This is a genomic window from Sandaracinobacter neustonicus, from assembly GCF_006385875.1.
GTDB lineage: Bacteria > Pseudomonadota > Alphaproteobacteria > Sphingomonadales > Sphingomonadaceae > Sandaracinobacteroides > Sandaracinobacteroides neustonicus.
On the sequence record NZ_VFSU01000011.1, the window covers coordinates 332164 to 349764 of the forward strand.

Consider the following 17601-nt stretch of genomic DNA (forward strand, 5'->3'; position numbering starts at 1 on the left):
GTCGGTCCCCTCAATTGCCGTTCGGGAACATGCGCGCATTGCCCGGCTGGTAGCCGCTGCCGGGCGTGAGAAAGCGACGGCGCTGCTCACGACCCTGTTCCGCCGCTGCGGCGCGCTCGGCTTCGGATAGGCTCTGAGCGCGCCCGTTAGCGGCGACGACGGCGGTGAGGTCGGCGAGCTGTTGGGCCTGCAGTGCGAGCAGTTGATTGCCGGCCTGCGTCGCCTGCAACGCCCCCGTCGCGCCCTGGCTTTGGCCGATAAGCGCTGACATCTCCGTACGGTTGGTGTCGATGTTGCCGACAACAGCCGCCTGGACTCGCATAGCGTCCTGCAGACCACCGACAGTGTTCTGCCAGCGCTCCCGCGCCTGTGTGACGAGCGCCTGATCCGAGGCGGACATCGAGGCATTGCCATAGGTGGTCTGGAATGCTCGGTCGATCTGTTGGACGTTAAGGGCTATCCCCTGCGCCTCGCTCAGAAGCTGTTGCGTCCGCTGAACCGACTGTTGAAGCTGCTGAAGCGAAGAGTGCGGGAGGCTGGCAAGATTACGCGCCTGATTGATCAGCATCTGAGCTTCGTTCTGAAGCTGAGTGATCTGCTGATTCACCTGCTGGAGGGTCCGCGCCGCAGTGAGGACGTTCTGGGCATAGTTCGTTGGGTCGTAGACGATCCACTGAGCGGCAGCCGGGGTGCTGAGGACCGGTGAAAGTGCGAGCGGGACCGCGAGGAGTGCGGCCGTCACGCGCAGTGCGCGACTGTGGGTTTGAATCAGACGTGTCATGGACGTGCCTCCGGGTCTCGTTGATTGACGTTGGTGAGGTCGGTGATCAGGTCGGCAGCCCAGTCGAGTCGGTTGGCCGCCAGCCACTCGGCGAGGAACCCCTCGGTGCCGCTTCGGGCGTGGACATCGGCGATCATCGCTTGATGCTGTTTGGATGAGGCTGCGCACAGCGCCAGCGCCACATCCGACAGGCCCAGCTCGAACAGGCGATTGCCCCGTCGCGATTGGCAGTAATAGTCTCGCTTGGGCGTTGCCCGCGCGAGGATTTCGATCTGCCGGTCGTTGAGACCGAAGCGGCGATAAATCGCGGTGATCTGCGGCTCGACCGCGCGCTCGTTCGGCAGGAGGATGCGCGTTTGGCAGCTCTCGATGATGGCCGGCGCTATCGCAGAGCCGTCGATGTCGGAGAGCGACTGGGTGGCGAAGATGACGCTGGCGTTTTTCTTGCGCAGCGTCTTCAGCCATTCGCGGAGTTGTCCGGCGAAGCCGTCGTCGTCGAGGGCGAGCCAACCTTCATCCACGATCAGGAGTGTTGGCCGGCCGTCGAGGCGGTCCTCGATGCGATGGAAGAGATAGGCGAGCACCGCTGCCGCTGCACCGGTGCCGATCAGACCTTCGGTCTCGAAAGCCTGGACATGCGCCTCGCCGAGATGCTCGGCCTCAGCGTCCAACAGCCGGCCATAGGGGCCGCCGACGCAGTAGGGTCGTAGCGCCTGTTTCAGGTCATTGGACTGGAGAAGTACCGACAGCCCGGTCAACGTGCGCTCGGCGACCGGCGCTGACGCCAACGACGAAAGCGCTGACCACAGATGCTCCTTGACCTCGGGCGTGACCGGCACGCTCTCTCGGGAGAGGATCGCGATCAGCCAGTCGGAGGCCCAGGCGCGCTCGGCGACGTCGTCGATGCGGGCGAGCGGCTGGAGCGACACACTCTCCTCGGAACCCTCGGTCAAACCGCCGCCGAGATCATGCCAGTCGCCCTGCATGGCGAGCGCCGCGGCGCGGATCGATCCGCCGAAGTCGAAGGCGAAGACCTGAGATTGTGCATAGCGGCGAAACTGGAGCGCCATGAGTGCGAGAAGCACCGATTTACCGGCGCCGGTCGGCCCGACGATCAGCGTATGACCGACATCGCCGACGTGGATGGAAAGCCGGAACGGGGTCGAGCCCTCCGTTCTGCCGTAAAGCAGTGGGGGTGCATCGAAGTGCTCGTCCCGTTCCGGTCCCGCCCACACCGCTGACAGCGGGATCATGTGAGCGAGATTCAATGTGCTGATGGGCGGCTGGCGGACGTTGGCGTAGACATGCCCGGGGAGTGAGCCCAGCCAGGCGTCGACAGCATTGATGGTCTCAGTCATCGCCGTGAAGTCGCGGCCCTGAATGACCTTTTCCACCAGCCGGAGCTTCTCGGCCGCGACGCGGGGATCATCGTCCCAGACGGTGATGGTCGCGGTCACGTAGGCTTGGCCGGCATAGTCGGCGCCCAGTTCCTGCAGCGCCATATCAGCGTCAGCGGCCTTGTTGGCTGCGTCAGTGTCAACGAGCGCCGATGCCTCGTTGGTCATCACCTCTTTGAGAATGGCGGCGATCGACTTGCGCTTTGCGAACCACTGCCGCCTGATCTTCGTCAGCAGCTTGGTCGCGTCGGTCTTGTCGAGCAGGATCGCTCGGGTCGACCAGCGATAGGGAAAGGCGAGCCGGTTCAGCTCGTCGAGGATGCCGGGCGTCGTCGCGGTCGGGAAGCCGACGATAGTGAGGATGCGTACGTGCGCATCTCCAAGCCGGGGCTCCAGCCCGCCGGTAAGCGGCTGATCGGCGAGCAAAGCGTCGAGGTACATCGGCGTTTCGGGCACGCGGACGCGATGGCGCTTCGTCGAGATCGTCGAATGCAGGTAGGTGAGCGTTTCGGCGTCATCGAGCCATACGCACTCCGGCATGAAGGCGTCTATCAGGTTGAGGATACGGTCGGTGCGATCGACAAAACTTCGGAGCACTTCGCGCGCATCGACGCCGGCATGGTCCCGACCCTCGTAAAGCCAGGTCTCGGCACGGGCGGCATCCTCGGCTGGCGGTAGATAAAGGAATGTGAGGAAGTAGCTGGATTCGAAATGGGCGCCGGCTTCTTCAAAGTCTGCCTTGCGCTCGGCATCGACAAGCGCCGAAGCGCTGTCGGCAAACGTGCTTGCCGGATATGACACCGCGCCATGGCGCTGCGCTTCGACGAATATGGCCCATCCGGAACCGAGGCGACGGAAGGCGTTGTTCAGCCGGCCAGCGACGGCGACGAGCTCGGCTGGCACTGCGCTGTCGAGGTCAGGACCGCGAAAGCGGGCCGAGCGCTGCAGGCTGCCGTCTTTGTTGAGGACGACGCCTTCGCCGGCGAGCGCCGCCCAGGGTAGGAAGTCGGCGAGTCGGGTATTCCGATTGCGGTATTCGGATAGGTTCATCACTGCCCGGCTCCTCAAGTCGCCAAGTGGCCGGGGATGCGCAGATGTTTGCGCACGACGTCGACAAATTGCGCATCACGTTTGGCCGCCCAGACGGCGGCGAAGTGGCCGACTGCCCATAGCGCCAGCCCGACCAGCCAAAGGCGAAGGCCCAAGCCAAGCGCGGCGGCCAGGGTGCCATTGAGGATCGCGAGCGAGCGCGGCGCACCGCCGAGCAGGATGTGCTCGGTCAGCGCACGATGAACCGGCACGGAAAAGCCCGGCACGTCCGCGCTATGATCCGCTCCAACGGCCATCAGACAAGCGCCCCGCCGCCGAACGAGAAGAACGACAGGAAGAAGCTCGACGCGGCGAAGGCGATCGACAGGCCGAACACGATCTGGATCAGGCGGCGCGCTCCGCCCGACGTGTCGCCGAAGGCGAGAGTCAGGCCGGTGATGATGATGATCATCACCGCGATGATCTTTGCGACCGGGCCCTCGATCGATTCGAGAATCGACTGCAGGGGAGCTTCCCATGGCATCGACGAACCGGACGCATGAGCGGCAGGTGCGAGGGCTATGGAAATGAAAGTGACGGAAGCCGCCGTGGCGATGTGACGGCGGATGCGCAGGGCATGCTTGATCATTACCTGTCTCCTGAGATGGACGGAATTGTTGGAGTGACGCAGTAGTCACCGTCGGGGCCCAGGCCTTCGACGCGGGCAAGCTCGGCCAGGCGGCGCGAGGAGCCGCGGCCGGAGAGCACCGCAACCAGATCAATGGTCTCGGCGATCAGCGCGCGCGGAACCGTGACGACGGCTTCCTGGATGAGTTGCTCCATCCGGCGAAGAGCGCCGATGGCGGTGCCGGCGTGGATCGTGCCGACGCCGCCGGGATGCCCAGTGCCCCAGGCCTTCAGCAGATCGAGCGCCTCTGCACCGCGCACCTCGCCGATCGGGATGCGGTCGGGACGAAGACGCAGCGAGGAACGGACAAGATCGGAGAGAGAAGCGACGCCGTCCTTCGTGCGCATTGCGACCAGGTTTGGCGCGGCGCATTGCAGTTCACGGGTGTCCTCGATCAACACGACGCGATCGGAAGTCTTCGATACCTCCGCTAACAGGGCGTTCGTGAGCGTGGTCTTACCGGTGGAGGTGCCGCCGGCTACGAGAATGTTCCGCCTATGAAGAACGGCCTGACGCAGCGTTTCGGCTTGGTCGGACAGCATGATGCCTGCCGCGACATAGTCATCGAGCGTGAACACGGCGACGGCTGGCTTCCTGATCGCGAAAGCCGGCGCGGACACCACCGGCGGCAGAAGGCCCTCAAACCGCTCCCCTGTTTCAGGCAGTTCGGCGGAGACGCGAGGCGCCCCGGCATGAACCTCGGCCCCGACGTGATGCGCGACAAGTCGAACTATGCGTTCGCCGTCGGCTGGAGATAGGCGTTCACCGGTGTCGGAGAGACCTTCCGACAACCGGTCGACCCAGAGCCGCCCGTCGGGGTTGAGCATCACCTCGACGATCGCGGGGTCTTCCAAAAACGTGGCGATCGCCGGGCCGAGCGCAGTGCGCAGCATCCGAGCCCCGCGAAGGATCGCCTCCGATTTCTGGTGAGCTGCCGTCACGTCGTCCCCGTTCTTTTGCGGGACCGCCGCGGGCGGCCCTGGATCGGGGATGAGTAGAAGAGGCAGAAATCATGGCGTGACAACAACCATCATGTGGCCGTCGTACTGTGGCGTACAAAGACAGGGAAACGGCGGAACGGTCGAATACTTGTGATGCGTCAAACAGTGATTATTCCGCGTCGCGCGCGGGGATGTCTTCCGCGATTTCCTGCCTGAGCTTCGGACCTTGCGCGAGTCGTCTTCCGAGCGCGGTCACGAAGGCTTCGTAGCGCTCCGACGCTTTGGCGCGAGCCGCGACCTGCGCCGGCTCCGGCAACGGCGGGTTGGAGGTCAGCCAGAAGCGGATGAACACTGCGAGCGTCTCGACCGATATTCCCAGATCGCGCTCCATACGCGCCATGCGTCGGTCGAGCTGGTCAAGCCGCTTCGTCGTCGCGGCCTCCTGACGCTCGGCAGCGTCCGGCGAGAGGAATGAAGCGATACCGGCCTCGGCTACCAGTGACAGGGACAGATCGCGCCGGGCAGCATGGGCTGCGAGCGCCTTCATGACGTCCGGGTCGAGATAGACCGACAGCCGCTGCTTCTTCAAAGGCTTGGTCACCCCCGCCTCCTACAGCTCGATGCCATCGCCAGGATCGAGCGATGCCTGCCGAGCGACCTGGCGCATGGTCTGCGTCATGCGGCTGAGGCGCGCAGCATCCTCATCGACGTCGTCGCGAGGATCGATCTCGAATTCGTTGTCGACGATCGCCTTGCGTTCGACGGTTTTCGTGCGGCTCAGTTCAGGCTGATGCCGTTGCTCGGAGTCCGTCGGGTCGTCGTCGGCCAGATTATCTGCCGTAGCTGGCGCACTCAGCACGGGGGTTTCGGTATGGCGAGCGCGCTCCAATCGTCGGCTCGAGCGCTTGCGGGCTTCGTGAGTGCGGGAGGCGTAAGGATGCGCTCCTGAAGCCGACGATCCTCGTAATAGCGGGCCTTCTTTGCGCGGATAGGCGGGATGCCGGCGACCATGACGATCTCGTCTGACGGCGGGAGCTGCATGATCTCGCCCGGCGTGAGCAGTTGCCGAGCAGTCTCCGAGCGCGAGACCATCAGGTGGCCGAGCCAGGGCGATAGCCGGTGGCCGGCGTAGTTCTTCATGGCCTTCATTTCGGTCGCGGTTCCAAGCGCATCCGAAACGCGCTTCGCAGTTCGCTCGTCGTTGGTGGCGAAGCTGACGCGCACATGGCAGTTATCGAGGATCGAGTTGTTCGGACCGTAAGCTTTCTCGATTTGGTTCAGCGATTGCGCGATGAGGAACGCCTTCAGACCGTAGCCCGCCATGAAGGCGAGCGCGCTCTCGAAAAAGTCCAGGCGCCCAAGCGCGGGAAACTCGTCGAGCATGAGCAGCAGCCGATGGCGATTGCCCTTCGCCTGGAGGTCCTCGGTCAGACGGCGGCCGACCTGATTAAGGATCAGGCGGATCAGCGGCTTGGTCCGGTTTATGTCAGATGGCGGCACCACGAGGTAGAGCGTGGTCGGATACTTGCCGCCGACCATGTCGGCGATGCGCCAGTCGCACCGACGGGTAACTTCCGCGACCACGGGATCGCGATACAGGCCGAGGAACGACATCGCTGTCGACAGCACCCCGGAGCGCTCGTTATCGGACTTGTTGAGCAACTCGCGGGCGGCGCTGGCAATCACCGGATGTGGACCGGCCTCGCCGAGATGGGCGGTCTTCATCATCGCCGCGAGCGTCGACTCGATCGGGCGCTTCGGATCGGAGAGGAAGGCGGCGACGCCGGCCAATGTCTTGTCGGCCTCTGCGTACAGGACGTGCAGGATCGCGCCGACCAGAAGCGCGTGCGATGTCTTCTCCCAGTGGTTTCGCTTTTCGAGCGAGCCTTCCGGGTCGACGAGAATGTCGGCGATGTTCTGCACGTCGCGGACTTCCCATTCGCCCCGTCGCACCTCAAGCAACGGATTGTAGGCCGCCGACTTCGCGTTCGTCGGATCGAAGAGCAGCACGCGGCCATGCCATGCGCGATAGCCGGCGGTGAGCGTCCAGTTCTCGCCCTTGATGTCGTGGACGATCGCTGACCCCGGCCAGGTCAAGAGCGAAGGCACCACCAGGCCAACGCCCTTGCCGGAACGGGTCGGCGCGAAGCACAGCACATGCTCCGGACCGTCATGGCGAAGATACTCGCGCTCATGCCTGCCGAGTACGACTCCGTCGGGGCCGAGCAGTCCTGCCGCCTTCACCTCTTCCGGTCGCGCCCAGCGGGCCGAGCCATAGGTCTCGACGTTCTTGGCTTCACGCGCCCGCCATACCGACATGCCGATCGCGACGGCGATGGAGATGAAGCCACCCGACGCGGCGATATAGGCGCCCTCGACAAAGATCGGCGGCGCATAGGCGTCGTAGAAATACCACCACCAGAAGAAGGCCGGGGGATAATAGATCGGCCATCCGGCCAGTTCGAACCAAGGCTGACCGAGCTGGGGCTGGAAGCCGAGACGGTAGGCTGTCCATTGCGTGGCGCCCCAGGTCGTCATCAACACGATCAGGAAAACGGTGAGGATCTGCCCCCAGAGGATTTTCGTCGCCGACATGGCAGGTACTCCTTTCTTGGTGGGGCTACATGCCGAGGCCGCGATTGCGGCCGAAGCTCCAGTCGACGCCGCCGCCCCCGCGCGAGACCCCGGAGACGTGCTGGCCGAGTTGACGTTCGAGGGACGGCGACCAGGGCACGAGCTGGAAGCCGAGCCCGTCGTCGATCATGGCGAAGCGGCCGGAGGCGAGCGCGAAGCGCTGGCGATAGGTGCCCGCCACATACTCGCCCGTTCCGGCCTTCGAGAATGGCCGGCCGGTCTCGGCCGCGAGCTTCTCCCCGAGCGCTTCGACCTCGCGCTGGCGCAAAGTTTCGATCAGCCCCGGCGAGAAGCTGACGCCGCGGGTCTGACGCTCGGCGAGCCCTTGGTGGATAAGATGCTCGGCGCGTCGGTCCATTGCCTGCCGCACCTCCGCGCCAAAGCCGCCACCACCGAGAGCCACCGGTTCGCGGGCGATAGCCTGCCGGTCGAGCCAGGTGGCGCCGGTCGCATGGACCTGCTGTTCGATATCGAGATCGGATCGAACAGCGAGTGCGACACGGCGGCGGCCCTGCACGTCGTCGAACTTGCGCAGCTCGACGATCGAACCCGGCGCGCTGTCGGCAGCCGCGTCGAGATCGGGGAGCTTAATATGATGGGTTCGCCCGTCGGTGCCGTCGACGACGGCATAGGCCGTGCCCTTCAGTTCGTCGTCGAGACCGCGATCGACCAGACGCCCGATGACAGGGTCATCGATGCTTTCGCCCGCGAGCACATAGCTCGCGGCGCCACGCTCGATGCCGCGCTCGGTCAGGCCACGATGGATGCGCTTGATGATGTCGCCGCGTTCACCGAGGGCGCGTAGAGTCTTCTCCGCAGTCTCCGACACAACCCACTGACCGGGACCGACCTGATCGGCGAGACCAAGCGTCTCCAGCTTGCGCAGCCTGCCGACCTTCAACGCGTGGAACTCGTCAGGCTTCTGATCGGGACGTGGCGCGAGGTCGACGATGCCGGTGCGATAGCTGTCGCGGGAGATCTGCCGATCGAGATCGGTCCAGCGTTCCGCCTCGACCTGACGTCCGAGGTTACGACGGATCTCCTGCTCGGTGCGGGGCCCCAGTTCCTGGGTGACGAGGTCCTGCGCGCGGGCGCGCATGCCCTCCTTGATGTAGTCGCGGGAGATTACGAGGTCCTGGCCGTCGTCGGTACGTCCCCGCAGGATGATGTGGACATGGGGATTGTCGGTGTTCCAATGATCGACGCCGACCCAGTCGAGCTTGGTGCCGAGGTCCTTTTCCATCTGCCCCATCAGGTCGCGGGCGTATGTCTTGAGGTCGGACATCTCCGTTGCGTCCTCCGGTGAGACGATGAAGCGGAAATGATGGCGGTCGTCCTGGGTTCGCTCAGCGAAGGCCTTGGGATCGTCGTCTCCGGTCTCGGGACCGAACAGCTTGGCCTTCTCCCCGTCCCGGGTAACACCCTCGCGCCGGAGGTAGTTGAGGTGGGCGCTAAGCGGCGCGGCCTTGGCGGTGTGCCGCACGACGCGCGTCTTGATAACCACGTTGCGCGACCGGCTGGTCAGGAGCCGGTTGGCCTGCACTGTCGCGCGCTGCCCGCGACCGAACCGCGAGCGATTGCTCTTGGTGATCTGGCCGGATCGCGAGACGCGGCCGCCAGCCCGCTGTGCGGCCGCAAGTGCCTGAGCGATGAAGGGCCGTGCCTGTTGCGCGCGGGTCGAGCGGATGCGGCCAGGCCGGATGCGGAAATCGTCCTCGCCGCTCATCGCCAAAGCTCCGCACATCGCGCAAAGCGAAGGAACCACTTGGAAAAATGGCGATAGCGCAGGCTGCGCCAGTTAGGCGCACCTCGCGCAAATGCGCCATAAGTCCCTGAAAACACACGACCGCACCAAGCCGCACATCGCCGGCTTTTATCTCGCCATCGTTCGGTTGTGCTGACTGCTCCCCCTCCGCAGACTGCCCATCTCCCGCCAAGGCACGCCACGGTACGAACGGGTGCGAACGCGGTCATCGCGGTCCCCCGGAAACGCTGCGCGCAACGAAAAGGCCATCGGTGGGCGAAGCCACGGGGCCTTGATCGCGCACCGGTGCCGCCGCCGTGGCGGTGTCCGACTTGCCTTCAGACTGCAACGGCACGACAGACTCTCTGCCGGCCGACTGTGCGACGAAGAGCGGCGCTCTCGTCCAGGTCAGCGGATCGGCGGACGCCACCATGACAGGGCCGGTGAGTTCACCGCCCCCCACGATGGGGGCGAGCGTCGCGACATAGGCGCGCGTTTCGGCCGGCAATGGGCGGCCGGCGAGATACTCTTCGTAGCGGCCCGGACCCGCGTTGTACGCCGCCAAAAACCCCGGCGATCCGTAGCGGTCGTGCATCTCGCGCAGATATGCAGCACCCGCCAGAATGTTGTCCCGGGGGTCGTAGGGATTGCCGCCGAGCCGATGCCGGACGCGCAACTCCTCCCACGTGACGGGCATGATTTGCATCAGGCTCATTGCGCCGGCCGACGAGATCGCGCGCACATCGCCCGCGCTTTCGACGCGCATGACGGCACGTATCCACGTTTCTGGAACGCCAAACCGCTGAGACGCCTCTGCGATGTACGCGCCATAGGGATCGCTGCGTGATGGCTGCTCGACCTGCGCCTGCTGGGCGCATGCAGTGCTCGCGGCGGATCCGGCGAGGACCAGGCCGGAAAGGAGAAGGAGAGCTGCACGTCGGAGGGCGATCCTCCCTCCGACGACAGGTTTGATGCGTGTGGCGGGCATCGTTCAGTCCCGCTCGCCGCGCTTTGGCGGACGGTTCCAGTGCAGGCCCCAGGCGGACTTGTCGTCGGCCGACTGGAACAGGTTGGCGCGGATCGGATGTTCGAAGGTCGGATCGTCAAGCTGCAGCGAGACGTATTCGCCGGCCTTCTCGCCGGTGCGCTTCCAACCCGCGCCGATCTCCGCGCCGGTCTCGTTGCTCATGGTGTCGAGCACATGGACGCGGTAGTCGGGCGCGTTCTCAGCTTCGGACGGCTCGGCCGCGACGATGATGATGTCCTGGTGTATGGAAAGTGTCGTCAGATGGCCGATGAAGCCATCATTCTCGCGCATGAATTGACCGATCACGGGCATTGGTCGTCTCCTTCAGATTGCGGTGGACAGGGTCATGGGCGCGCCGTCACCGCGTCGGCGCGCGCCAGACGAAGCGGCCATCGCCGTCCTCGTCGGTGTAGAGAGGGGTGGCCCGGCCGATCACGGCGGTGGCCGGAAGCGGGCCGAAGTAGCGGCCGTCGAGGCTGTCGCGGACCTGCCAGTTCATCAGGAACAACTCGCCAGCCGCGACCAAGCGGCAGCCCTGCCAAACGGGGAGCGGGCGACCGCGACGATCGCGATCGAGGGCGTCGCCGATCGGCACGCCGTCGACCGTGATAGCGAGCCCGGTCCGGCAAACCCGCTGACCCGGGAGCGCGGCGACGCGCTTCAAGAGCGGTACGCCGCGTGGCAGGTAGTCGCCATCGGACAGGAATGTCGCGAGCGGCTCGGGCGCGTCGACCGCCACCAGATCGGTCACGTCGAGGGCGCCTACATCGCCGATCGTGTAGAAGCCGACCGGCGTGCTGGCTGAAGCGTTCCAGATGAGGCGCGGCGCGAATGAGGCGATCGAGGCGAGGCCTAGAAGCGACACCGCCGCCGTCGTGGCGATGGCGTAGGAGAGCCGCGTCATGCGCCGATCTCCTCGCGCAGGAGAAAGGCGCGATGCTGCCGAAGACCATAAGCGCGTGGCGTTTCGCCGGCGGTCATTCGGTTGTGGACGTGGCGCCAATGGTCCGGCGAGACCTCGATCGGCTCGATGCCACGCGCCTCGATGGCGTCGATGAGCTTGAGCATGCGCTCCACCTTCGGCCAGCCGTCGACGCGCAGGAGGATGTCCGCTCCGGGCGTGACGGTCGGCATCGTCTGGCACGGCGCAGCAGGCTCAACAGCGCGCAGGATGTCGAGGCGCGAGAGCACGGTCCCATGCTCATTCGCGGCCCATCGGACCAGCGCAAAGATGCTTCCGGGAGGGAAGAAGAGGATGCGTCGGCGCCGGTCGAGGATCTGTTCGCGTATCTCGCGACCGAACCGTATCCAGTGCTCCGTTCGCTTCTCGACCCAAGTAAGTTCGACCTGGGTGAAAGCTTCTGGCGGCGGCTCGGCGGCAGCGCGGCCGAAGCGCATTGGCGCGGCGACATGGCCGGTCATGATCCTTCTCCTGACGGGGGTGGGAATTCGCGCTCGAACAGCGCGCGCAGCATGTCGGCGACGGTCTGCCCGCGCTGGAAGGCGGCGATCTTGATGCGGCCGCGCATATCCGCAGTCACGTCGATCGTCAGTCGCGCCGAGAAGTCCACGCCGGCTTGTGCGCGCGGGGTGTGGCGCTCGGGCGCCTTGATCCAGCTCTCCGGATCGGCCGGACGCGCCGCGAAGCTGCGTTTCGGGGACCGCGCGCTCATGCGCCGATCCTCGCGACTTCCGCCGCGAGCGCGGCGATCTCGCGCGCGCCAGGGCAATCCTCGTCCTGCTCGGCGGCGAGCCGGCCGGTCTGCACGACATCGGCGAAGACGATGCGCTGGCCGATCGTGGTCGAGAGCAAGGGCGGGTCGTGATCCGCGAGCGTTTCGGCGGTCTCGCGCGCCAACACGGTGCGAGCCGCGCAGCGGTTCAGCACGAAGCGGGCGGCGAGTTGCGGGCGGTAGATGCGTGCCTCGCCGAGCAGCGAGAGCATTTCGGCGGAGGCCCAGCCATCGAGCGGCGACGGCTGCACCGGAATGAGCACGAGATCGGCCGCGAGCAGCGCCGAGCGCATCAGCCCAGCGACGCGCGGCGGGCCGTCGATGACGACATGGTCAACGTCGCGGGCCAACTCCGGCGCTTCGCGGTGGAGCGTGTCACGGGCCAGGCCGACGACACCGAACAGCCGCTCCAACCCCTCTCGGCTGCGCTGCTGCGACCAGTCGAGCGCCGAACCCTGGGGGTCGGCGTCGATCAGCGTCACGCGCTGTCCACGGCGAGCCCATTCGCCGGCGAGGTGCAGGGCGAGCGTCGTCTTCCCGACGCCGCCCTTCTGGTTGAGCAGCGCGAGATCATGACGGTCTCCCGGCGATCGGGGACTCGTCCACAGCGGCCGAAAAGCACGGTCGCGTTAGAAAGATTCCGTAGGAATCTAGGTTAGATAAGTTACAGGGCTTGCAAGTCGCTGATTCAGCGCGAGGATTCGTCGAATCCGGTCCCCGATAGCACGAGACTTCGGTCCCCGATGGCACGATAGTGCCGGTCCCCGATAGCACGAGACGATTCACAGCTTATCCCCAGGGCGAGTTTTCGAGCGGCGACGGCGGCGCGGAATGCCAAGCGCGTCGGGATCGGTGGGTGCGAAGGACAGGATGTCGGGACCGCCGACGCACTGCTCGATGGTGAGCTGATACCCGGGGAGCGGCTGCCGGCGGACGATCTCGCGGAGGTCGTAGGCAAAGTGCTTGAGCGGCGAGAGGCTACCAGACTTTGCATGGAGGTGCGGAAAGTCGAAGCTCCAGCCGAACTCCTGCTTGCCGCCGTGCTTGCGCACCAGGCGGTACAGCCAGCGCTCCAGCCCTCCGGTCAGGCCGAAGTAGTTGCGGTCGATGCTGAGCACCAGCGCGTCGTCGAGCACCGCGCTGTAAAACCAGTCGGGAACGATGAGTTCGAGGCCGAGCGGCCTGCCGCGTTGGTCGGCTCGTTCCTTCCACTCGTTGATCCAGGAGAACCGGTGCATCCGACGCTCTGTCGGCTGGCGGATCGAGGTCGCGACGGTAGTCGACTGCAGTCGGTCGAGTGCGGCCTTGAGCCGATCGTAATCACGCAGCGATACGCCGCGGCCGATGAAGTTCAGGATTTCATACGGGGTCGTGGCCATCAGCCGCGACGGCTGGAGCCCCACGTCGCGAGCCTCGACGATCTGTGAGGCGGCCCAGATGAGGATGTCGGCGTCCCAGATCGTCGCCATGCCATGCTCGGGCACTGCCTCGACACGGATCTTGACCGATCCGGCCTTGAAGTCGATCGGCGCAAGCCGCTTCGACTTGGCGAGGGAGAAGAACGGATAGGCCATCAGGTCCTGCGCATCGCGAGGCGCCAAGTCACCGGGCAGCGCCCGGAAGAGGTCGAGTTGCGCTCGCTCGTCGCTGCGTTGATGGCGGGACGACATCACGGAGACCGGATCAGCGAAGGCCGGACGTGCCGGCGTTGCGGCCTTGGGAGGCCGCAGCTTTCGCAGGAGCGACGATGCCGCCACGCGGATCCGAGGTGGAGGTCACCAAGCCGCGATCGGCCCACGCCTGCAGGTCGGTCAGCGAATAGACCACCCGTCCACCGAGCTTCCGGTATGTCGGTCCGGTGCCATATGTTCGGTGCTTTTCGAGCGTGCGCTCCGACAGCCCGAGAAAGCGCGCGGCTTCCTCTGTCCTGAGGTAGCGTGGCGGCATGGGGGCGGCCGTTTCGTCCATGATCGAACCTCCGTGGTTTCGCGGCGCCTGCCTCGGACAGGCGGCGGATTGCGGTCACGGTGGCGCGATTGCGGCGGTCGGCACGATGTCGAAGTAAAGGAGATAAGTTCGACACCCTTTGGGGCGTCAGCGGTCTCGGCGTGGCCGGCGCAAGATCGAACGATAGCCGCCCTGAACGAGCTTCGTGCCGTCTCTAGCCAGGCGAATGGTCGTCTCGCGGATTGCGCTGCCTACCCACGAGGCTGCGTCGTGATCATGTTTGGGAAAGACGGCGTCGGCGATTGCACGATACGTCGCTCCGGATGCCCGACCGTCGAGGACGCGCAGCATTTCTCGCGCCCGCTTTTGTCGGGATCGGGTGATACGCGGATCCGGCGGGACGGTTTTTCCAGCGAGAGCCGCCCAAAAGCGAGCCAGCGCGCTCAGGCGGTCGGGCGTAAGCTCATCGAGAAGGACCATGGCCGCGAGACTTCCGGCACCGTCGCGCAGAGAAGCGTCGAACTTTTCTCCCCGGAGCTGAAGGCGCAGCATCTCGCCATCGATGCCATTTATGGCCTGCGCCCTGATGAAATCGTCAAGTGAGGGAGGCGTGTGAGCCGTCGGGATTTTGCCGAGGACGACGATCGATGGATCGAAGTGGGCGTCCCAATAGACTGGAGAGACGATTGCAGATGCAGAAGGGTCTGCCGGGAAATCGCAACCCCCATCGGGATGTAAACTCCCGGGTCAGTTCTTCGGTGTTGTCGCCTGCCTGGAGGAATTCGTCGTATGATCGCCGGTACTCGGTGTTTCTCCGCAAAAACTCCCAGGCAAGATCTCCGGGAGACAGAGCATCGACATAGTCGTAAGCGGCCTCTGACCGCCAAGAATCTTCTTCAGACATCCTCCACAGCCTCCGCAGTTTTAGCGCGCGAATTGAGCTGCGGACACGATTCCAAGTTGTGTGAGGGCTGGGAATAACGAAGGCGGAGCAACGTGATGCGAAACCTGCATCACGTTCAGTTCACGCGGCCGGCCAGCAAACCGCTATAGCCGTTCTTCGTCATCCACTTTGCGCGCGCGAGATGCGAGCGGTGAACGCGCTCGGCACGCTCGGGCTCGGCGTTGACCGAAATCCCGAAAATCGTCTCGACGACGTCTGCCCAGGAAGCGCCTTGCGCTTCGGCATCCAGCAAACGCAGGTAAAGCTTCACATTGGCCGCGTCATAGGCGGTCGGCGTCGCGCTGCTTGGCGGTTCATCAAGAAATAAGCTTGTAGTCACGGCGTTCCCCGGCGCGGATATCCATCCATACTGGAGCATTTTGTTAACGATGTTACGAGCGAGCTTCTAGCGCAACCCGATGAGTGGGGCGTTTGCGAGTTCGCTCCTCGCGTGCCGTCAGGCTTGCCCTTTGCGATCAACCACCATCACTCCCACACCACGGTCGGAGCTCAGGAACACGACGCCATTCTGTTCGAAAGCGCGCCTGACCTCATCCCGCGTGCTCTCGTACACCTCGAGGCCACTGGCGGACTCGAGGCGCTTGAGGGCGGTCAGAGATACGCGAGCCTTGTCAGCGAGCGTCTCCTGTGTCCAACCCAGCAACGCGCGCGCGGCCCGTGATTGTCGGGCGGTGATCATGCATGATCACCTCCCACTCGGACCTACGCGCACGCCAGAACTACGACTATAATAGTCGCCCTATGCCAGTTTGACCACCGCAAAGCCGACCGGGAAAACGTCAGCTGATTCGTTCGCCAGAAAGCTGAAAGGCCCCGACCTTCCGGCCGGGGCCTTGCGCGGAGACCTCAGTCGCCGCGCCGCCCGCTCGGGCGGGACCAGATCAGCGAGAAGGTATCGCCGTCCTCGTCGTCGAAGAGGTTGGCGTAGATCGGGGCGTTGAAGCTCGGATCGTCGAGCTTGAGGCCGAGATAGTCGCGGCCCTCGTTGGAGCGCTTCGACCAGGCGGCGCCGATCTCGGCGCGGCCCACCAGGACGCGGTGGCTGGGAGCGTTCTCGCCGGTGGCGCGGGTATCGGGGACGATGCGCACGCCCTTGGCCTGGACGCTGAGGGTGACGATTTCGCCGGTGAACTCGTTCGAGCCGGTCTTCTTGAAGGTGCCGATGGTCGCCATTGTAATTCTCCGTTTTCCGTTCCCGAGCCCGCACCATTGCGGCCTCGATGGCGATCGGCAGGCCGGAGGCGGTCGACGGCGCACCCCGAAGGGGCCTGACAGCTTAGGAGGGCTTTCTTGTCTCGCGAGGAATGACGGCGCAGCCGGCAGGGGAAGAAAGTTCGACGCGGCTGTTGTGTCATAGGCGATCGAGGCGAAGCCGTACTTCGGCCAGATCAGGCCATTGAAGAGGCCGTTTGGAGCGGTCTAGGCACGGGCAGATAACGGAGAAGATGGCGACCCTCCCGCATCGGCAAGTCGGCGCAGGGCGTGCGCAGCAGCTTCGTTCCCCATCGACAGGCATCGCTCCAGCATCTCCGTCCACTGCCACCGGGAGCGTCTCTGCCTTCAGTGCACGAACGGATGCGCTGCCGGTGTCGCCCAAAGCGCTCCCCCGCGGGTTGCTTTTCGGGGCGATGAACAATCAGCACCCACCGCTTCATCTGCAACCTCGGAGGCTACGAGGATATGCGTTGTCTTGTGCTGTTCCGATCCGCCGGAACGACGTCGACAAAGATTATGCCCGAGTAAGGCCCGGGCTGGATGGGCTGGGAGTCGCCACTAGTCCAGCGACCCGGAGGAAGGCGGTGATCCCGACCGCGACGGCCCCGAAGATCGAAAACGCCATCTGCCACGCTTCCGACGGCATCAGGTGCTTCACGATGCCATGGGTGGCATGAAAACCCGCAATCGCCGCCGGGGCGACGAAGGCGACCGCCACGACGAGTTTCAGCCAGATCGGACGTACGAAGGCGATCAGGAGGTGCCCGATGGCGAGCGTCATCGCCGCTGCGAGCACGCCCACGACGACAGCGCCGGCAATGCCGGCGCCGCCTTCGTTGGCCCAGGCGCCCGTCGTCACGCCGACGAAGGCGGGCAGAGCGAAAACGGCCAAGGTGAACACCAGCCAGCAGAGCAGGCCGACGGCGAAGAGGGATGCGAGTATGGCAAGGACGATCATGGCAGTGGTTTCCAATCGTTCATGGCTGACGATCGCGCCTCCACCACCACCACAGCGCGCCTGAAGTATAGCGAATGACAAGCCGGGACGGGAGCGGAAATCCTGCCGGACTTCCGCTTGCGGCCGTGAAGCCTTGCCCGCGATCAGCGGGCGAAGGGATCAACCTCATGGACGATCGCGGCGAGTTCGCCGTCATATTCGCCCGCGGGCATGACACCCATGCTGCCGTCGCCTGCCTGGAAGATGACAATCGAGACCATCAGGGTGGTGGCGAGGCTGAAGGCGAAGGCGTGAGCTTGATTGAGGGACATCTGCTGGGCTCCTGCTGGAGCGGGGGACCATCCCCCGCCGACAGGCGCCCGAAGTGTTCGGCCGTGGACTGCAATCACCGCGCAGGCGCAGCCGCAGCGGCGGCATGCTCGCATAGCCGACCCTTCATGGGTTGATGGCGACAAGTCCGCGGCTGGACCAAGGATCAGCGCTGATAGGCGGAGGTGGTCTTCGCGTCGGGAGACCCGTTTTACAGTCTCGACACTGCTTTCG

General features: G+C 65.0%; 22 protein-coding genes and 1 pseudogene. All 23 read right to left on the bottom strand.

Annotated elements, in window-relative coordinates:
* Positions 1-10: 10 nt before the first annotated feature.
* Positions 11-781, bottom strand: coding sequence for a P-type conjugative transfer protein TrbJ (trbJ, locus tag FJQ54_RS03235; protein WP_027297076.1), 771 nt, complete (start codon positions 779-781; stop codon positions 11-13).
* Positions 778-3231 (bottom strand): conjugal transfer protein TrbE, encoded by a 2454-nt coding sequence (gene trbE, locus FJQ54_RS03240; protein WP_027297075.1) that lies wholly within the window; start codon positions 3229-3231, stop codon positions 778-780. Before trbE ends, trbJ begins: the two co-directional genes overlap by 4 nt.
* An 11-nt stretch (positions 3232-3242) precedes the next feature.
* Positions 3243-3524: a VirB3 family type IV secretion system protein gene (locus FJQ54_RS03245; protein ID WP_027297074.1), complete on the bottom strand. Its 282-nt coding sequence runs from the start codon at positions 3522-3524 to the stop codon at positions 3243-3245.
* On the bottom strand, positions 3524-3853 hold the full coding sequence (locus FJQ54_RS03250) for a TrbC/VirB2 family protein (RefSeq protein ID WP_432215183.1): 330 nt from the start codon (positions 3851-3853) through the stop codon (positions 3524-3526). Before FJQ54_RS03250 ends, FJQ54_RS03245 begins: the two co-directional genes overlap by 1 nt.
* Positions 3854-3855: 2 nt before the next feature.
* A complete protein-coding gene (trbB, locus tag FJQ54_RS03255; RefSeq protein ID WP_275436986.1) occupies positions 3856-4788 on the bottom strand; it encodes a P-type conjugative transfer ATPase TrbB in 933 nt (310 codons plus the stop codon).
* A 217-nt stretch (positions 4789-5005) separates the two neighbouring features.
* Positions 5006-5437: a hypothetical protein gene (locus tag FJQ54_RS03260; RefSeq protein ID WP_024350828.1), complete on the bottom strand. Its 432-nt coding sequence runs from the start codon at positions 5435-5437 to the stop codon at positions 5006-5008.
* A gap of 9 nt (positions 5438-5446) precedes the next feature.
* A pseudogene (locus tag FJQ54_RS03265) lies at positions 5447-7431 on the bottom strand (conjugal transfer protein TraG).
* A gap of 25 nt (positions 7432-7456) precedes the next feature.
* Positions 7457-9196: a relaxase/mobilization nuclease domain-containing protein gene (locus tag FJQ54_RS03270; protein ID WP_027297071.1), complete on the bottom strand. Its 1740-nt coding sequence runs from the start codon at positions 9194-9196 to the stop codon at positions 7457-7459.
* A gap of 244 nt (positions 9197-9440) precedes the next feature.
* Positions 9441-10202, bottom strand: coding sequence for a lytic transglycosylase domain-containing protein (locus tag FJQ54_RS03275; RefSeq protein ID WP_027297070.1), 762 nt, complete (start codon positions 10200-10202; stop codon positions 9441-9443).
* A 3-nt stretch (positions 10203-10205) separates the two neighbouring features.
* A complete protein-coding gene (locus FJQ54_RS03280) occupies positions 10206-10553 on the bottom strand; it encodes a DUF736 domain-containing protein (RefSeq protein ID WP_027297069.1) in 348 nt (115 codons plus the stop codon).
* 46 nt (positions 10554-10599) lie between these two features.
* Entirely contained in the window at positions 10600-11145 is a 546-nt protein-coding gene (locus tag FJQ54_RS03285) for a S26 family signal peptidase (RefSeq protein WP_062347402.1), read from the bottom strand.
* A complete protein-coding gene (locus tag FJQ54_RS03290; protein ID WP_027297067.1) occupies positions 11142-11663 on the bottom strand; it encodes a DUF2840 domain-containing protein in 522 nt (173 codons plus the stop codon). Before FJQ54_RS03290 ends, FJQ54_RS03285 begins: the two co-directional genes overlap by 4 nt.
* Entirely contained in the window at positions 11660-11914 is a 255-nt protein-coding gene (locus FJQ54_RS03295; protein WP_027297066.1) for a hypothetical protein, read from the bottom strand. Before FJQ54_RS03295 ends, FJQ54_RS03290 begins: the two co-directional genes overlap by 4 nt.
* Positions 11911-12582 carry a ParA family partition ATPase gene (gene parA, locus FJQ54_RS03300; RefSeq protein ID WP_140926877.1) on the bottom strand — a complete coding sequence of 224 codons (672 nt, stop codon included), beginning with the start codon at positions 12580-12582 and terminating at the stop codon, positions 11911-11913. The genes FJQ54_RS03295 and parA overlap by 4 nt, the downstream gene beginning before the upstream one ends.
* Positions 12583-12756: 174 nt before the next feature.
* On the bottom strand, positions 12757-13644 hold the full coding sequence (locus FJQ54_RS03305; protein ID WP_027297064.1) for a replication initiator protein A: 888 nt from the start codon (positions 13642-13644) through the stop codon (positions 12757-12759).
* A gap of 13 nt (positions 13645-13657) precedes the next feature.
* Positions 13658-13942, bottom strand: a complete 285-nt coding sequence (locus tag FJQ54_RS03310) for a helix-turn-helix transcriptional regulator (RefSeq protein WP_024350838.1) — start codon at positions 13940-13942, stop codon at positions 13658-13660.
* A gap of 126 nt (positions 13943-14068) precedes the next feature.
* Positions 14069-14473 carry a DUF2285 domain-containing protein gene (locus tag FJQ54_RS03315; RefSeq protein WP_081798496.1) on the bottom strand — a complete coding sequence of 135 codons (405 nt, stop codon included), beginning with the start codon at positions 14471-14473 and terminating at the stop codon, positions 14069-14071.
* A gap of 43 nt (positions 14474-14516) precedes the next feature.
* Positions 14517-14825 carry a transcriptional regulator domain-containing protein gene (locus FJQ54_RS18070; RefSeq protein WP_072492857.1) on the bottom strand — a complete coding sequence of 103 codons (309 nt, stop codon included), beginning with the start codon at positions 14823-14825 and terminating at the stop codon, positions 14517-14519.
* 115 nt (positions 14826-14940) lie between these two features.
* Complete coding sequence (locus FJQ54_RS03320) at positions 14941-15243, bottom strand: DNA -binding domain-containing protein (protein ID WP_058454244.1); 303 nt, start codon at positions 15241-15243, stop codon at positions 14941-14943.
* 78 nt (positions 15244-15321) lie between these two features.
* Positions 15322-15564, bottom strand: a complete 243-nt coding sequence (locus FJQ54_RS03325) for a helix-turn-helix domain-containing protein (protein WP_027297061.1) — start codon at positions 15562-15564, stop codon at positions 15322-15324.
* A gap of 167 nt (positions 15565-15731) precedes the next feature.
* Positions 15732-16058, bottom strand: coding sequence for a DUF736 domain-containing protein (locus FJQ54_RS03330; RefSeq protein ID WP_027297060.1), 327 nt, complete (start codon positions 16056-16058; stop codon positions 15732-15734).
* A gap of 556 nt (positions 16059-16614) precedes the next feature.
* Entirely contained in the window at positions 16615-17058 is a 444-nt protein-coding gene (locus tag FJQ54_RS03335; RefSeq protein ID WP_027297059.1) for a hypothetical protein, read from the bottom strand.
* Positions 17059-17201: 143 nt separating this feature from the next.
* Positions 17202-17369, bottom strand: a complete 168-nt coding sequence (locus FJQ54_RS17385) for a hypothetical protein (RefSeq protein WP_167522629.1) — start codon at positions 17367-17369, stop codon at positions 17202-17204.
* Positions 17370-17601 lie beyond the last annotated feature (232 nt).